We start from the raw sequence: 15,301 nt of genomic DNA, 5'->3' as shown, positions 1-15,301 counted from the left end.
ACAGGAGGAGGAGCGCATATGGCCTTGAAGATCTTGCTAGTAGAAGACGAAGAAAGTTTAGCCAGTTTTATTCAGACCGAATTGACTTTTGAGGGATATGACACGGTCTGGGCCAAAGATGGGCAAGAGGCATTGACCTTGTTCAATCAGCAAGCAAATGCTTTTGATCTGATTTTATTGGATTGGATGCTGCCAATCTATGACGGCATCACAGTGGCGCGGCGGATACGTAAAGAAAGCGACATCCCGATTTTGATGATGACCGCCAGAAATCAAACCGCCGATGTGGTGACGGGGCTTGATGTCGGATTAGATGATTATTTAACGAAACCTTTTGAAATCGAAGAACTGTTTGCCAGAATTCGGGTGATCGAGCGGCGGTTGCAACGAGAAGCCAAACAACAAAAGAACCAGCAAAACCAATTAGTGGCGGGGGAGCTGATGATGGACATCGCCAAGCACTTAGTTCAGGTTGCCGGTGAAACCATTGAGTTGACGCCCAAAGAGTTTGGCATTTTATATGAATTGATGAAAGAACCTGAGGTCGTCAAAACGAGAGATGACCTATTGAATGAGATTTGGGGCTATGAATACGACGGCCAAACGAATGTTGTAGATGTCTATATCCGCACACTGCGGAACAAGCTGGATGTTTGCGGCAAAGGCAAAATGATCGCAACCGTTCGTGGATTAGGCTATGTCTTGAGGACCGATCATGAAGAATAAATCAGCCAACCAACGTAGAAAAACAGCCCAATTTCAATTGACGAGCCGCTTTTCCTTGATACTCTTTGGTCTGCTGATTCTCTTCAATCTGCTGTTTATTTTATTATCCGTAGGTTATTTGTTTGAACATATCGAAAATCGTGCCAGCAACATCCTTGAAGCCATCGAAAAAGGTGAGGCATCAGGGGATGCCTGGGACTTTCTCGTCAATGCCTATGTCTCGGCAGATGAAGAAGACGCCCTGCAAGTGATCTTAGCCGATGGCAGTGTCGTTTCATCAGAAGATGCGGAAGAGATTTTTGCCGATATCAATCAAGGGCGAGTGATTCCTTTTCTCGAAGACATCGTTTTTACAGAGGAGGGCATCTATTACACGAAAACCCAAGAAGTCGATGGGGATCAGGTGACGATCGCTATCAATGGGGAGGATAGTGTGGAATTAGCCTATGGCCTCTTTATGATCAGCAGTTTCTTGAATCTGATCGCTGTTGTCGTGGGCAGTCTGCTGATTTATTGGAGTGTCGGGAAATGGAGTCAGAAGCTTACTGGTATGGCGCAAGAAATTACTGCCATTGAACAAAGTCGAACAGGAGAACTGACGGTTTCTGAAGAGCCCATCGAGATTCGTTCGGTGGCATTGGCCTTTAATAAATTATTGAAAGAACAGCGAGAGACGATCGAACGGGAAAAACGGTTCGTTGCCGATGCTTCCCATGAGCTGCGAACACCTTTAGCTGCGATTCGCGGACATGTCCAATTGATCCAGCGGCGTGGAACCAAACATCCCGAAGTCATTCCTTCCTCAATGGCGTTTATCGACAAAGAGTCGAAGCGTTTGGAAACATTGAGCAATCAATTGTTGGACCTAGAAAAAAATCAATCCCAAGATGAAATGACCCTTGTTGATGTTTCCCAGATCGTCCGAGAAGAGTGTGAAAAACAAGCGACGATCGTTCCGCAATCGATTGAATATTTTGTGGAGAACCAATGTATGAAACGTGGGCATAAACGTGACTTCCAGCAAATCATCCAAAACCTGTTAGAAAATGCCGCGAAGTATTCGCCTGTTGATCAGCCGATTCATGTGACCTTGACACAAGAGCAAAGGCAGTTGTCTTTAACCGTCGCCGATTTTGGCATTGGGATTCCCGATGATAAGAAAGCCTTGATTTTTGAACGGTTCTATCGGGTAGAAGATTCTCGTTCTAGCCAGATTGCCGGTTCAGGCATTGGGCTTTCACTGGTAAAACAGCTGGCAGACAAATATCATGCCAAAATCACCGTGACAGACAATCAACCGCAAGGCAGTATCTTTAAGCTGGCCTTTCCAAATGAAAGAGAAAGATGAAGATTTTTTTAGATTTTCTTCAAGCAATTTTGATTCTTTTTCTTTGGGAACTTGTTATTCTAAATATATAGAAAAAAGGAATACACAAACAATTGGAGGAATGAAACATGAAAAAAACAACTATTTTATTCGGAATTGCCGCTTTAGGATTATTGGCAGGATGTACACAAAACAACACTGGAAATTCAGAACCTGCGCAAAACAGCAGCTCAAGCACAGCAGTTGCCTCATCAAGTGAAACAACGTCGTCACAAGCAACAGACAGCTCTTCAAGCAGTGCAGCGATCGCCAATGGCGGCTTACCTACGGTGACCGTAGAAGAAGCGATCCAAATATTCCAAGACAAATACCCAGATGCAGCGATCACTTCGATTGATTTGGATACTTCTTTTGGCAATTACTTCTACCAAGTAGATGGCGTGGATGACACGAATGAGTTTGAATTAAAGATCGATGCAGAAACCAAAGAAACTTCTGAAGAAAGAACGGAAAAATTGGATGCCGATGAACAAAACGGTGTCAAAAAAGATGCCGATCAATTGGACCTAACCAACTTGCTTTCATTGGAAGAAATTTCTGATATCGCCGTGAAAGAAGCTGGCGGTGGTCAAGCAACAGATTGGTCATTAGACAAAGAAATGAATGTAACCTATTGGGAAGTAAAAGTAGAAGATGGCAACAAACAAACAGATGTGAAAATCAATGCCCAAACAGGTGAAGTACTAGAAACCGAATTGGATGACTAATCCTGTTTCGCAGTAAAAAAGATAAGCCGCTATCGTCTATGCGCAAAAGACGATAACGGCTTATTTTTTTACGTATGCTGTTTGACTTCAGTTAACGGTTTGACGCGACCACCAATTTTATCTGCAAATGCTTCGGACTGCTTCCGATCTTCAAAGACCCATAACTTGTCTGGAACTTTTTCACGAGTGCGACGACCATCTTTGCCAATGTAACCATGCAAAACTTTAATCACGTACATCGCCATCATCCTTCCCTGAAATTACTTTTGATTATACGAAAGCCGTTTCAAAAAGCAAGGATTTTGACTTAAATGAGTGATCAGAATTGATTATTCCCCTGACAGGGCAGCATAATCAGCAAATCGTTGATGGATTTCAGGAAAACTACGCTTCAGCTGCACGATGCGATTGGTCTCTTTTGCTAAAAAACAATGCTTTGAAGTCCCCGTCGTTGCCAACTGACCATCACTAGTTTTGTAGATCTCATAGCGAAAATCCAAACGCGTGCCCGTATATTTGTCGACCAAAACATCGATTCGCACCTCATCTTCGTAACGAATCATCGTTTTGTATTGCGCACTGACTTCCAGCACGGGAACGATCAAGCCCGCTTCTTCGATGGTATGATACGGTAAATCCAAAAACGCGAGTAATTCCACGCGGGCCTCTTCAAACCAGCGGATATAATTGGCGTGATGAATGATCGCCATTTGATCGGTCTCATAGTAGTGTGGTTGACGGATATAGCCTGAATATAAAGACATAAAAACAGCTCCTTTCATAGAAACAAAACCTTCGTTATTCAGCATAACGCAAAAAGGAAGAAAAGCAAACAGAAGGAGAGCTTCTTTGTGTTGAACACTTGAGAAAATGCTACTAGAGAGCAGCGGAGTGAAAAAGACAGTGAAACACCTTGACTTTTTCATAGCTTTCTTGTAGTTTATAGATAATATCAAAAATCAGTGAAGGATCGAGTACTTTATTCTATTCCTTAAAAGAGAAAACTGCCCCGGCTGAAAGCAGTTTAGGACGTGTAAAGGAAAGACAATCTGGAGATGAACAGAAGAAAAGCTGTTCCGTGACCGAGCGTTAATCGAGCGAAGGAGAAGAACATTTCTCGAATTTAGGTGGTACCGCGTGTAATCAAAACTCGTCCTTGTATAAAAAAACAAGGGCGAGTTTTTTGCTGTGAATCACTGCGACTGGTCCGCAAAGCGGAACAGAGCAGATGATGAACAGTACTAGGCGACCATAGGGAGCGTAGTAACCGAACTAGGAATCACTATGATTGACGCAGGAAGTGAGACATGAAAGCTGTACTTGGCATTTTTTGCTTCGTTCAATTGCAGTCGAAGCCAACGAAATGATGACCAGCAATCAACGGCAAATAGCGCAATAACCCAAAAGTCAAACACGAGAACAACCCACCCACATCAATGAGCAACAAACAATAGGTGAATAAGCAAACAAGCAATGAAAGCAAAGAACATGGGCAACCATGAAACAAATAGGAGGATGCATACGATGAGTTACCAACGTCCAAAAGGAACCAACGATATTTTGCCAGGAGAATCCGAAAAATGGCAATTTGTGGAAGAAACAGCACGTTTAGTGTTTCGCGATTACCAATTCAACGAAATTCGGACACCGATTTTTGAGCACTTTGAAGTGATCGCCCGCAGTGTCGGGGACACAACGGATATCGTTTCAAAAGAAATGTATGATTTCTACGATAAAGGAGAGCGTCATGTGACGTTGCGTCCAGAAGGCACTGCACCGATTGCTCGTTCTTATGTCGAAAACAAACTATTCGGACCAGAACATACGAAGCCGTATAAAGTGTTTTACATGGGCCCTATGTTCCGCTATGAACGTCCGCAAAAAGGCCGTTTGCGTCAATTCCACCAAATCGGTGTCGAAGTTTTCGGTTCAGCAAATCCAGCGACCGATGTTGAGACAATGGCGATGGCAATGGATTTTTATCGTCAATTAGGACTGAGTCAATTGCGCTTGGTCATCAATTCATTAGGCGATAAAGAAACACGCCAAAACTATCGGCAAGCGTTGATCGATTATCTAGCGCCCCATGAAGCGGAGCTTAGTGAGGATTCAAAACGCCGCTTGCATGAAAATCCTTTGCGGGTCCTTGACAGTAAAGATAAGCGTGACCAAAAATTCGTGGCGGATGCACCATCGATCCTAGACTACTTAACACCAGATGCCAAGGCACATTTTGAAACCGTAACGAGTATGCTGGATGCGTTGGAGATCCCTTATGAGATCGATTCAAATATGGTGCGCGGTTTGGATTATTATACCCACACGATTTTTGAGATCATGAGTGAGGCACCAAAAATGGGGGCGCAAGCCACCATCTGTGCCGGCGGTCGTTACAATCATTTAGTGGAAGAGCTAGGCGGACCAGAAACACCTGGTTTTGGTTTTGCTTTAGGGATCGAACGTTTATTGATCACTATGGAAGCCGAAGAAGTTGTGATTCCTGCTTTGAATGAGTTAGATGCGTATGTGGTTGGTTTGGGACAAGAAACCAATTTAGAAGCGTTGAAAGTCGTGCAAGCGATTCGTAATTTCGGTTTTTCTGCCGATCGTGATTTCATGGATCGTAAAGCCAAAGCCCAGTTTAAATCTGCTGATAAACAAGGAGCACGGTTGGTTCTGACTCTAGGCGAAACAGAATTAGCAGAACAAGTGATCAATATCAAATCCATGGCAAGCCGTGAAGAAAAACAATTTCCGTTAGCGGATCTTTATGCCCGCTTCGATGAGATCTACGATGAAATGACAACCAAAATGTTTGAGTGAGGAGAAAAAGAATGACAAAACGTACAGTATATTGCGGGTTAGTAAATGAGACCCATTTAAACCAGACAGTAACTCTAAAAGGCTGGGTGCAAAAGCGCCGTGACTTAGGGGGCGTGATCTTTATTGACTTGCGCGACCGAGAAGGGATCGTGCAAATCGTCTTCAATCCTGAGGTTTCGAAAGAGGCCTGGGAAATCGCGGACAAATGCCGCAGCGAATATGTATTAGAAGTAACGGGTCAAGTCATCAATCGTGCACCAGAAGCCATCAATCCGAAAATGGTGACAGGTGCCTATGAAGTGATGATCAGCGAAATCACGATTTTAAACACTGCAAAAACACCAGCCTTTTTGATTGAAGATGATCAAACCGTTGGCGACGAGATTCGCATGAAATACCGTTATTTAGACTTGCGACGTCCAAAAATGACGAACAACATCGTGATGCGGGCGAAAACGACGCAAGCGATCCGCAATTTCTTAGACACGAACGACTTCTTAGATATTGAAACACCTTATCTAGGAAAATCAACACCAGAGGGCGCGCGGGATTATTTGGTTCCTTCACGGATCTATCCAGGTCATTTCTATGCGTTGCCGCAATCACCACAAATTTTTAAACAGTTATTGATGGGTGCTGGCTTCGATCGCTACTATCAAATCGTACGTTGCTTCCGTGACGAAGATTTGCGGGGCGACCGTCAACCTGAATTTACCCAAGTCGATATCGAAACCTCTTTCTTGACGGCAGAAGAAATTCAAACCTATACGGAAGAGCTATTGGCAAAAGTGATGCGAGAAGTCAAAGGCATCGAAGTTACCTTGCCATTCCCACGGATGACCTATGATGAGGCAATGGGACGCTACGGCAGTGACAAACCAGATACACGGTTTGACATGGAGCTTATCGACTTATCAGAAGTTGTGAAAGACGTTGATTTTAAAGTCTTCCAAATGGCTCTTGAAAAAGGCGGCGTTGTGAAAGTCTTAAACGCCAAAGGGGCTGCAGACAAATACTCCAGAAAAGACATGGACAATCTAGGTCATTACGCTGGCCAATTTGGTGCCAAAGGATTGGCATGGGTCAAAGTTGAAGAAGATGGATTGAAAGGACCGATCGCTAAATTCTTGACGGAAGCGACCGACGCGATCATTGCAGCAGCCAATGCGGAAGTTGGTGATATTCTGATGTTTGGTGCCGATTCCTTTGAGATCGTTTCAGCAACGTTAGGTGCGATCCGTAATAAATTAGGAAAAGAATTAGGCTTGATCGACGAGAGCAAATTCAACTTTCTATGGGTCACTGATTGGCCGCAATTTGAATACGATGAAGAAGCAGGCCGCTACGTTTCTGCTCACCATCCATTCACATTGCCAAAAGAAAGCGATCTGCCGTTGTTAACGACAGACCCTTCAAAAGTCTATGCGCAAGCCTACGATATCGTGCTAAACGGTTACGAGCTAGGTGGCGGATCATTGCGTATCCATACACGGGAAGTGCAAGAGCAAATGTTTGAAGCGCTAGGCTTCTCACGTCGCGAGATGCAAAATCAATTTGGCTTCTTATTGGATGCTTTGGATTATGGGTTCCCACCACATGGCGGCATCGCCCTTGGGTTAGACCGGTTAGTGATGCTCTTGGCTGGTGAAGAAAACATTCGCGAAGTCATTGCTTTCCCTAAAAATGGGAAAGCAGCTGATCCAATGTCTCAAGCGCCAAGTACCGTTTCGCCAATGCAATTGTTTGACTTGAACATCGATGTAACAACGGTTGAAGAAAACGAATAAGCGTTAAACCATGATGAAATGAGTGATGAAATAGAAATTGGTGAATGAATGAAAAAAGTTCATGAGAATTCACCCATTTCTTTCATTGCTCGTTTCTTTTTTTATGAGCTGAAGTATAATAAAGGCAAATCAAAAAAGTGAGGCTATGAAATGCAATGACTCCTCTGTTTAAATGGCTCCCTCATCCAGAATACGCCAACAAACTTTCGTTTTCGATCGTCTATGCGCTGCTGGCATCGATTGCGGTCAATTTCTTCTATCAACCAGGTAATATTTATTCCAGCGGCATTACGGGTGTCGCTCAGATCATCACCACGATCTCAAGAGAAGGGCTCGGGTTTTATATCCCCTTATCCCTTGCGCTATTATTGTTGAATGTGCCATTATTTTTTCTAGGTTGGTTTAAGATCGGCCACAAGTTTACGATTTTTACTGGAATTACTGTTTTACTCACCTCCTTATTCGTGCAAATTTTACCCGAAGAAACCGTTACGACGGACCCGATGATCTGTGCGATTTTCGGTGGTGCCATCAACGGGGTGGGGATCGGCTATGCTTTGAAGAATGGTCTTTCTTCAGGAGGGCTGGATTTTGTCAGCATTGCCATCCGCAAACGGACAGGGAAGACGATCGGCTCGATATCGATTTTCTTTAACATTGTTATTTTGTTCGCCGCAGGGATCTTGTTTGGCTGGCAATATGCGTTGTATAGTGCGATCGCGATTTTTGTCAGTGGAAAAGTGACGGATGCGGTCTTTACGAAGCAAAAGAAAATGCAGGTGACGATCATCACCCGCAACCCAGAAGAAGTCATTCAAACGATCCAAAAACATATGCGGCGAGGGATTACCATCATCAATGAAGCCGAAGGGGCGTACAAGCATGACAAACAAACGGTTTTGCTGACGGTAGTGACACGCTTTGAACTGCCGATGCTGCGCAGTGCCATGAAAGAAGCCGATCCAAAAGCCTTTGTCAGTATTGCAGAAAATGTCCAGATTTTGGGTCGCTTTTATGAAGAAGAACTGTGAAAAAGGAGTTGAAAAAAGTATTTCTTTATAGAAGTACTTTTTTTTCGCCAAAAATTAATTTTTTTGAAATATAGCAGATGTTGCTAGCTTTATATGGGGGATTTCTGGTAAATTATGAGAGTATGGAATCAATAGCGTTCATGCTGAAATTGTTTTTTTATGAAACAATTGGATCAATTAGAGAAAAGTGGTTGAAAAATGAATAAACGTTTAAGCACAAGCCGCTATATTACCGGGTTTGACGGAATTCGAACCTTGGCAGTCATCGGCGTTATTTTATATCATTTACTACCTACTCATATGCGAGGCGGGTATTTAGGAGTTCCAGTATTCTTTGTCGTATCAGGTTATTTAATCACTGACTTGCTGAGGCAAGAGTGGGATCAAAACGGCAAAATCAAAGTCAAAGATTTTTATGTTCGGCGAATGAAACGGCTCTATCCAGGAATGGTGGTGATGCTGCTTATCTCAGCAGCGTATATCACGTTGTTCCAGCGAAATCTGCTGAATAATTTGCGCGGGGTTTTTGTTAGCTCGTTGCTGTATTACAACAACTGGTGGCAGATCAATCATGGGTTATCCTATTTTGATCGGTTCGGTAATGAATCCCCCTTTACCCATCTGTGGTCGCTGGCTGTGGAGGGACAGAACTATCTGATTTGGCCTTTAGTGTTTATTTTGCTGATGAAAATCGGCAAGCAGAGGCATCGCGCCTTTAAATTTACTGCCGCAGTCACGATTTTGTCGGCAATTCTGTTAGCAGTCCTTTACACACCTGGCGCTGATCCGACACGGGTCTATTATGGAACGGATACGCGGCTCTTTTCGATCTGGATGGGGAGTGCCTTAGCATTCATTTGGCCAAGTACCCATTTGAAGAAAGAGATACCGCAAAAAGCCAAACGGGTCTTGAATATCTCTGGCTTTGCTTCCTTGGCTGGTCTGATCGCAGCGTTCTTTTTCTTAGATGATCATTTGACCTTTGTCTATTATGGCGGCATGTTCTTGATCAGTATCCTATGTACGATTCTTGTGGCAGTCACCGCTCATCCCGGAGCCAGCTTGAACCGGGTATTGAGTAATCCGATTTTCAGTTATATCGGCAAGCGTAGTTATGGGATCTATTTGTATCAATTTCCAGTGATGATTTTTTACGAAGCAAAAGTGGGAAATATCGGGGAGAACGTGCTGATGCACACGTTAGTGGAGCTATTCTTGATCTTGTTTATCAGTGAATTGTCCTATCGATTTATCGAAAACCCAATGCGTAAATTCCAGTACAAAGATACATTCAGAACGGTCCGCGGCTGGTTCAGCAAACCGATTTTTAGTTGGAAAAAACCGTGGTTAGTGCCCAGCTTACTGATTACCCTCGTTGCTTTGTTTGGCGTCGTGACTGCACCGACGAATTATGTCGATGCCCAGCAGCAGCAGTTGAAAGACAACATTGCGGCCAATAAAAAAGCGGCAGAGCAATCGCAGAAGAATGCGAATGCTGAAGGTAATGAAGCAGACGATGAGGCGAGCACGAGTGAAGATGAAAAAAATATCATGGAAAAGTATGATCTAACAGCAGCCCAAGTGAAAAAAGCAGAATCTCTTGAAATCACGGCTTTTGGTGATTCTGTGATGCTGGATGCAACGGCTGACTTGAAAGAAGTCTTTACCCAAGCGGTAGTTGATGGGGATGTTGGGCGCCAGCTGTATGCGAGTCCTGAATTGATCAAAGGCTTGAAAGAAAAAAATCTTTTGCGGGATACCGTCCTTGTGGGGCTAGGGACGAATGGTTCCTTTACAGAAGCCCAATTTGACAGCTTTATGAATGAGATCGGTGATCGCAAAGTCTACTGGATCAATGTGCGAGTACCGACACAGCGTTGGCAAAATGAAGTCAATCGGATGTTGGAGCGCATGGCGGAAAAATACGACAATATGACCTTGATCGATTGGTATGATTTGAGTAATGACCAAGAGTCATGGTTCTATGAAGATCGGGTCCATCCAAATCCAGATGGCATGGATCAATACGTGAAGCTAGTTGCCCAAACGATTTTACAAGAGGAATAAACAAGAAAAAGACAAACCTTATGCAATCATAAGGTTTGTCTTTTGTCTTAAACGGTATTTTGTAAGAGCATCGTTTTTTTAATCCTTTTCTATCACCGTTAACAAAGACTCAAATAAAATCGCACTAGAAGCCGATCCGGGATCGATATGACCGATGGCACGTTCACCAACATAAGAGGCACGGCCTTTTTTAGCCACTAGTTCTTTGGTATGCTCTTTCGCTGCTTCGATCGTGTCTTTGGTCAATTCACCTTTTTTCAAGGCTTCTGCGACAGGTTGCCACACATCGACCATCGTTTTGTCTTCAAACTCAGCTTTTCCCCGCATTTTGATGCCGGTCAAGCCTTCTTCAACGATCGTACCTAATTGTTCAAAGGAGTCGATTGTTTCTAGTTCCTTCGTTGCTTTGGTCATATTCATAAACGCCGAACCATAAAGGGGACCCGAAGCGCCGCCGACTTTTGAGATCATTGCCATCGAGAAGACTTTAAAGGTATCACTGATCGTCGTTGGCTGTTGTTTGGCATAAGCTTCTTGATAAGCGGCTACGCCGCGTGCCATATTGTTGCCATGGTCACCGTCGCCGATCGGTGTATCTAAATCGCTTAAATAGGCCTTGTTTGCTTCGATTTCTTTCGTGAAGGTATCTAACCATGCTTGCACCGTTTCTGTTGTCAATTGCATCTCTATTCGCTCCTTTACCAGGCTATTGTTGTGACGGCTTCATTTAACGCATCGGTGTGATCCGTTTCGCTGAAGTCGATCAAGGTCAGTGAAAGTCCCTGCATATCGATGGAAGTCATGAAATTGCCGACTTTATGGAAGGAGACAGGGATGTCTTTTTCTGCGAGTAATTTCGCGACATCATTGGCAAAAACGAATAACTCCATTTGCGGCGTACCACCCATACCGTTGATCAAGACACCGACTTTTTCTGGGGTCTTTTCATAATCCGCCAAGATTTTTTCCACCAACTCTTTTGCTAGTTCACGTGAGGGTTTCAGTTTTTCTCGACGGTAACCAGGTTCGCCGTGGATACCCACGCCATACTCGATCTCATCATCGGCTAAGTCAAAACCTGGTTTCCCAACTTCAGGAACTGTTGCCGCTTTTAATGCGACCCCAATGGTTTTGATCGATGCAACCAAGGCATCGCCCAGTGTTTTTAATTCACTTAAGCTGGCACCATTACGAGCAGCTGCGCCTAAAATCTTGTGGACTAAGACCGTACCGGCAACTCCTCGTTTCCCAGCAGTATAGGTGCTATTTTCAACAGCGATATCATCATCAACGACCACGATCTCCGTTGTGATCTCTTCCATTTCTGCCATATCTTTGGCCATCTCAAAGTTCAAGATATCGCCAGTATAGTTTTTGACGATCAACAAGACGCCTTGTCCTTGATCAGAATCTTGGATAGCCGTCAAAATCTGGTCGGGGGTAGGGGAGGTGAAGACATCGCCTAAAACGGCGGCGCTAAGCATCCCATCACCGACAAAGCCAGCATGGGCCGGCTCATGTCCGCTCCCACCGCCAGAAACAAGACCGACTTGTTCTTTTTGATTATTCTTAGCGATCACCCGTGAGTCTGCGACTTGATGGACCAGTTCAGGATAACTGCCTACGATACCAGCCAACATTTCTTCTACGATCATTGAGGGATCATTAATGATTTTTTTCATGCTTCATGCCATCCTTTCTCGGCTGCTTTTTTTGCTTCTGCAACGATTTGTGCCAAATCATCACTGAAACCAGCGGTGATCGCTGCAGCAAAGGCACCTTCCACCAGCGGCGCGTCGATCAGGTGATAGCGTTCTTGTTGCTGAGGTTCCAGCATGTCGTATGCAAGTTCGGCATTCAAAACGGCACTGCCTAGATCGGCAAAGACTAAGATCAGTTCAGCGTCTGCGGATTCGTTGACGGCATCCACGATTTTCGTGGCGTCAGAACCCAGCTCTCCTTCTGCTGTCCCGCCTAAAGAATAGATCGTGACTGACTCGCCGTCAGCCATTTCTTCGATCATCTGTTTTAATCCTTCGGTGAGTTGCTGACTGTGAGAAACGAGTAAAATACTTTTTTTCATCCAATTTCACCAACACTTTCTGATTAAATTTGGCTGTTTGACAAGGGGGTTGCCTTTTCCAAAGAAACACCGTCCTTGTTGAAACCGCCTACAGGTTCAGTATACCAAATTTCTTTCTTCTTGTATGGTTGCACCTATGGAGAGGACAAAAAAACAGCATCGTCTTTCTGGACAAAGCAAGAAAGAGCGATGCTGCAAAATCAATTAGGATTGTTTAACGAGCACTTTGGCTGAAAAGCGCTTCGTTAGGAAAGAAAGCCCCACGTACAGGCAGATGTTCAATGCCATCATGCCAAGGAAATAAGGCAAGGTCACAGCGGTCAAGAAACCGACTTCCAGCAGACCGTGGAAGAGCATTGCTGCAACATAGATCCCCACGGTAGTGGTAATCGCTAAGAACAATCGCAATGGATTTAATGGCAAGCAAGCGCGAATCACAGCGATACAGCTGATCCCGATCAACAAATAGTACAACAAGGTCGTCGTATCAAATTGCGACCAACCGTAGTCGGTTTGTAAAAAGCGGATCGCAAAGTAATTGACTAACACCAACAAGGCATTTGGCAACGCATTGAGCAAGACTGTCGGCAAGTAACGACCTTTGATCGGTGCTTTGTTTTCTTCAAAGGAAAGGAAGAAAGATGGATAACCTTCAATTGCTAAGTCGATCAATGTGATTTGGATCGGCAAGAACGGAAAGGCGCTGGATGTCAGGATACAAACCAAAGAGAGCAAGAAGCTGTAAATCGTCTTGATAAAGAAGATTCCCGACGCTTTGGTCACGTTATTGACGACGCGGCGTCCTTCAAATAAAACATCTGGCAACGTAGTAAAGTCAGAATCCAATAAGACAAAGTTAGCGATTTGACGAGCCGCACTGTCGCCAGCAGCCATTGCAATGCTGACGTCGGCTTCCCGTAGTGCCAACACATCGTTGACGCCATCACCCGTCATGGCAACGGTCCGTTGATTGGCTTTTAATTCTTGAACGAGTAGTTTCTTTTGTTCAGGAGTCACACGACCAAAGACCGTATAGCGTGTCGCAGCTTCTCGGACTTCTGCTTCGGTCGTTAAGGTAGAAAGATCGATGGCTTGATCGGCATTCGCTAGGCCTGCACGATGGGCGATCGCTGCGACAGCTATTGGATTATCGCCAGAGATCACTTTTAGATCGATGCCTTGATCCGCTAAGTAAGCCAAGGTTTCTTCTGCGTTTTGGCGGATGATATCGGATAAAATCAAGACAGCCACCGCTTGTGCGTTGGTTGGGTCAAAGGATGTCGGCGTTTTTGGATCAGTTTCTACGGCTAAAATCAACACCCGTAGACCAGCTTCTTGCGCTTCTATGACTTGCGGCAAGGCAGCAGAGCCGGCGACTTTTTCAGGTGCACCAAGATAGACATTTCCTAGATGTTCAAAAGCCACAGCACCCCATTTGCGCTGTGAAGAAAAGGCAGCGACGTCGATCGGCTGATGATCCGTTAGCTCAGGACAGCCTTGACGCAATGCTTGCATCGTCAAATTGTTATCCGTACTGGCTGCCAAATAATTCCCTAAGAGCATGTTAGGGTCGCTGTCGGCTTGGAGAGGAACGATCGATTCGAGAACCATATGGCCTTCCGTCAACGTCCCCGTCTTATCCAGACAAAGGGTATCGACATGCGCTAAGGTTTCAACGGCATACATGTCTTGGACCAAAATCCGTTTTTTTGCCAATTTAATGACACCTGTCGTCAAGGCGATACTGATCAGCAGGACAAGTCCTTTTGGTAACATTCCTAATAAGGCAGCGGCAGAAACGACGACGGATTCCTTGATCCCAGCATCTCGCATCATAAAGGCTTGGAAGAACAAAATCACCCCTAAAGGAACGATTACATAGCTGGTGAATTTGGATACACTACGGATCGAAGCAAGCAGCTCAGAGCGGATCGGTTTGTGGACCTTTGCCTCATTGCTTAGTTTCGCTGCGTAGTTTTCTGCACCGACATGAAGGACTGTTCCTGTCATTTCACCGCTGACGATGAAACTCCCTGAGAGTAAGGAAGCACCTGCTTCTTTGACAACCAGATCGGCTTCACCAGTCAGCATCGCTTCATTGACTTCGACTAGTCCAGAAAGCACCGTCATATCAGCGGGGATTTGGTCCCCAGCACCAAGAATAACTACGTCCTCTAAGACCAATTCTTTGGCTGAAATCTCATGGATTTGGTCATCTCGAATCACTCGTACCGTTTGCGGTGAAACAAGTGAGAGTTTTTTTACTAAATTACGCGCGTGCAATTCTTGGCTGATCCCAATGGTGATATTCACAAAAATAATCGCTAAGTAGAACATGTTGGAATAGGCGCCTACGGCAAATAAAAAAACGCCAATCAATAGATTGAGAAAATTGAATAATGTCAGTAAATTGTCTTTGATGATCGCAGCAGTTGATTTACTGCTTTTTGTTTCATAATCATTGTGCAACCCCTCTTGGGTTTTCTTGGCGACTTCTCCTGCAGTCAAGCCGGTGGGTAATTGAGTCATAAGCATCTCCATTTCATTTGTTCATTTCTTTCTAATTCCTTTATCTAGTCTAGCATTCGAAAAAGGCAATGCAATCGTTGCGAGGAAAATAACGATAAAATTAATTAAAATCTTAAACAATCAACACGTGTTCTTTTAAAGAAAGAAAAAAACTGGGGGAA

General features: G+C 44.4%; 13 protein-coding genes and 1 other annotated feature. Of the genes, 7 read left to right on the top strand and 6 right to left on the bottom strand.

The window, feature by feature from the left end:
• Positions 1–18 precede the first annotated feature (18 nt).
• The 3 genes from IGI71_RS14600 to IGI71_RS14590 all read left to right on the top strand — a co-directional run bounded on the left by IGI71_RS14600 (position 19) and on the right by IGI71_RS14590 (position 2,820).
• Positions 19–726 carry a response regulator transcription factor gene (locus tag IGI71_RS14600; RefSeq protein WP_008379528.1) on the top strand — a complete coding sequence of 236 codons (708 nt, stop codon included), beginning with the start codon at positions 19–21 and terminating at the stop codon, positions 724–726.
• Positions 716–2,074, top strand: a complete 1,359-nt coding sequence (locus IGI71_RS14595) for a sensor histidine kinase (RefSeq protein WP_201691631.1) — start codon at positions 716–718, stop codon at positions 2,072–2,074. Before IGI71_RS14600 ends, IGI71_RS14595 begins: the two co-directional genes overlap by 11 nt.
• A gap of 107 nt (positions 2,075–2,181) precedes the next feature.
• Positions 2,182–2,820, top strand: coding sequence for a PepSY domain-containing protein (locus tag IGI71_RS14590; protein WP_201688361.1), 639 nt, complete (start codon positions 2,182–2,184; stop codon positions 2,818–2,820).
• A 68-nt stretch (positions 2,821–2,888) separates the two neighbouring features.
• Here the strand turns inward: IGI71_RS14590 and IGI71_RS14585 are convergent, their stop codons facing one another.
• Positions 2,889–3,059 (bottom strand): hypothetical protein, encoded by a 171-nt coding sequence (locus tag IGI71_RS14585; RefSeq protein WP_201688362.1) that lies wholly within the window; start codon positions 3,057–3,059, stop codon positions 2,889–2,891.
• Positions 3,060–3,149: 90 nt separating this feature from the next.
• The gene (locus IGI71_RS14580) at positions 3,150–3,584 is read right to left on the bottom strand and encodes an acyl-CoA thioesterase (protein ID WP_008379539.1); all 435 of its coding nucleotides are present in this window, start codon (positions 3,582–3,584) and stop codon (positions 3,150–3,152) included.
• Between the two features lie 189 nt (positions 3,585–3,773).
• Positions 3,774–3,981: a binding site (T-box leader), on the top strand.
• Positions 3,982–4,344: 363 nt separating this feature from the next.
• Here IGI71_RS14580 and hisS point away from each other — a divergent pair.
• The 4 genes from hisS to IGI71_RS14560 all read left to right on the top strand — a co-directional run bounded on the left by hisS (position 4,345) and on the right by IGI71_RS14560 (position 10,528).
• Positions 4,345–5,643, top strand: a complete 1,299-nt coding sequence (hisS, locus tag IGI71_RS14575) for a histidine--tRNA ligase (protein WP_060791494.1) — start codon at positions 4,345–4,347, stop codon at positions 5,641–5,643.
• Between the two features lie 11 nt (positions 5,644–5,654).
• A complete protein-coding gene (gene aspS / locus IGI71_RS14570; RefSeq protein ID WP_010750005.1) occupies positions 5,655–7,430 on the top strand; it encodes an aspartate--tRNA ligase in 1,776 nt (591 codons plus the stop codon).
• Between the two features lie 155 nt (positions 7,431–7,585).
• On the top strand, positions 7,586–8,461 hold the full coding sequence (locus IGI71_RS14565; protein ID WP_010750004.1) for a YitT family protein: 876 nt from the start codon (positions 7,586–7,588) through the stop codon (positions 8,459–8,461).
• A gap of 198 nt (positions 8,462–8,659) precedes the next feature.
• A complete protein-coding gene (locus IGI71_RS14560; RefSeq protein ID WP_194193441.1) occupies positions 8,660–10,528 on the top strand; it encodes an acyltransferase family protein in 1,869 nt (622 codons plus the stop codon).
• 78 nt (positions 10,529–10,606) lie between these two features.
• Here the strand turns inward: IGI71_RS14560 and dhaL are convergent, their stop codons facing one another.
• The 4 genes from dhaL to IGI71_RS14540 form a co-directional block, all read right to left on the bottom strand.
• Positions 10,607–11,212 (bottom strand): dihydroxyacetone kinase subunit DhaL, encoded by a 606-nt coding sequence (gene dhaL / locus IGI71_RS14555; RefSeq protein WP_005233893.1) that lies wholly within the window; start codon positions 11,210–11,212, stop codon positions 10,607–10,609.
• A 14-nt stretch (positions 11,213–11,226) separates the two neighbouring features.
• Positions 11,227–12,210, bottom strand: a complete 984-nt coding sequence (gene dhaK, locus IGI71_RS14550) for a dihydroxyacetone kinase subunit DhaK (RefSeq protein WP_008379550.1) — start codon at positions 12,208–12,210, stop codon at positions 11,227–11,229.
• On the bottom strand, positions 12,207–12,611 hold the full coding sequence (gene dhaM / locus IGI71_RS14545; protein WP_005228160.1) for a dihydroxyacetone kinase phosphoryl donor subunit DhaM: 405 nt from the start codon (positions 12,609–12,611) through the stop codon (positions 12,207–12,209). The genes dhaK and dhaM overlap by 4 nt, the downstream gene beginning before the upstream one ends.
• A gap of 204 nt (positions 12,612–12,815) precedes the next feature.
• On the bottom strand, positions 12,816–15,140 hold the full coding sequence (locus IGI71_RS14540) for an HAD-IC family P-type ATPase (RefSeq protein ID WP_430615859.1): 2,325 nt from the start codon (positions 15,138–15,140) through the stop codon (positions 12,816–12,818).
• Between the last annotated feature and the right edge of the window lie 161 nt (positions 15,141–15,301).

It is taken from the genome of Enterococcus sp. DIV1279b, assembly GCF_050531515.1.
GTDB classification, from domain to species: domain Bacteria; phylum Bacillota; class Bacilli; order Lactobacillales; family Enterococcaceae; genus Enterococcus_D; species Enterococcus_D casseliflavus.
The sequence above is the reverse complement of the archived record's forward strand: the minus strand, read 5'-3'. Positions and strand labels throughout refer to the sequence as shown.

Bases quoted from the DNA above. Each gene is read 5' to 3' on its own strand.
- dhaL (WP_005233893.1), bottom strand. From the start codon at position 11,212: ATGCAATTGACAACAGAAACGGTGCAAGCATGGTTAGATACCTTCACG.
- dhaK (WP_008379550.1), bottom strand. From the start codon at position 12,210: ATGAAAAAAATCATTAATGATCCCTCAATGATCGTAGAAGAAATGTTG.
- IGI71_RS14600 (WP_008379528.1), top strand. From the start codon at position 19: ATGGCCTTGAAGATCTTGCTAGTAGAAGACGAAGAAAGTTTAGCCAGT.
- IGI71_RS14595 (WP_201691631.1), top strand. From the start codon at position 716: ATGAAGAATAAATCAGCCAACCAACGTAGAAAAACAGCCCAATTTCAA.
- IGI71_RS14540 (WP_430615859.1), bottom strand. From the start codon at position 15,140: ATGACTCAATTACCCACCGGCTTGACTGCAGGAGAAGTCGCCAAGAAA.
- dhaM (WP_005228160.1), bottom strand. From the start codon at position 12,611: ATGAAAAAAAGTATTTTACTCGTTTCTCACAGTCAGCAACTCACCGAA.
- IGI71_RS14560 (WP_194193441.1), top strand. From the start codon at position 8,660: ATGAATAAACGTTTAAGCACAAGCCGCTATATTACCGGGTTTGACGGA.
- IGI71_RS14590 (WP_201688361.1), top strand. From the start codon at position 2,182: ATGAAAAAAACAACTATTTTATTCGGAATTGCCGCTTTAGGATTATTG.
- IGI71_RS14565 (WP_010750004.1), top strand. From the start codon at position 7,586: ATGACTCCTCTGTTTAAATGGCTCCCTCATCCAGAATACGCCAACAAA.
- IGI71_RS14585 (WP_201688362.1), bottom strand. From the start codon at position 3,059: ATGTACGTGATTAAAGTTTTGCATGGTTACATTGGCAAAGATGGTCGT.
- hisS (WP_060791494.1), top strand. From the start codon at position 4,345: ATGAGTTACCAACGTCCAAAAGGAACCAACGATATTTTGCCAGGAGAA.
- aspS (WP_010750005.1), top strand. From the start codon at position 5,655: ATGACAAAACGTACAGTATATTGCGGGTTAGTAAATGAGACCCATTTA.
- IGI71_RS14580 (WP_008379539.1), bottom strand. From the start codon at position 3,584: ATGTCTTTATATTCAGGCTATATCCGTCAACCACACTACTATGAGACC.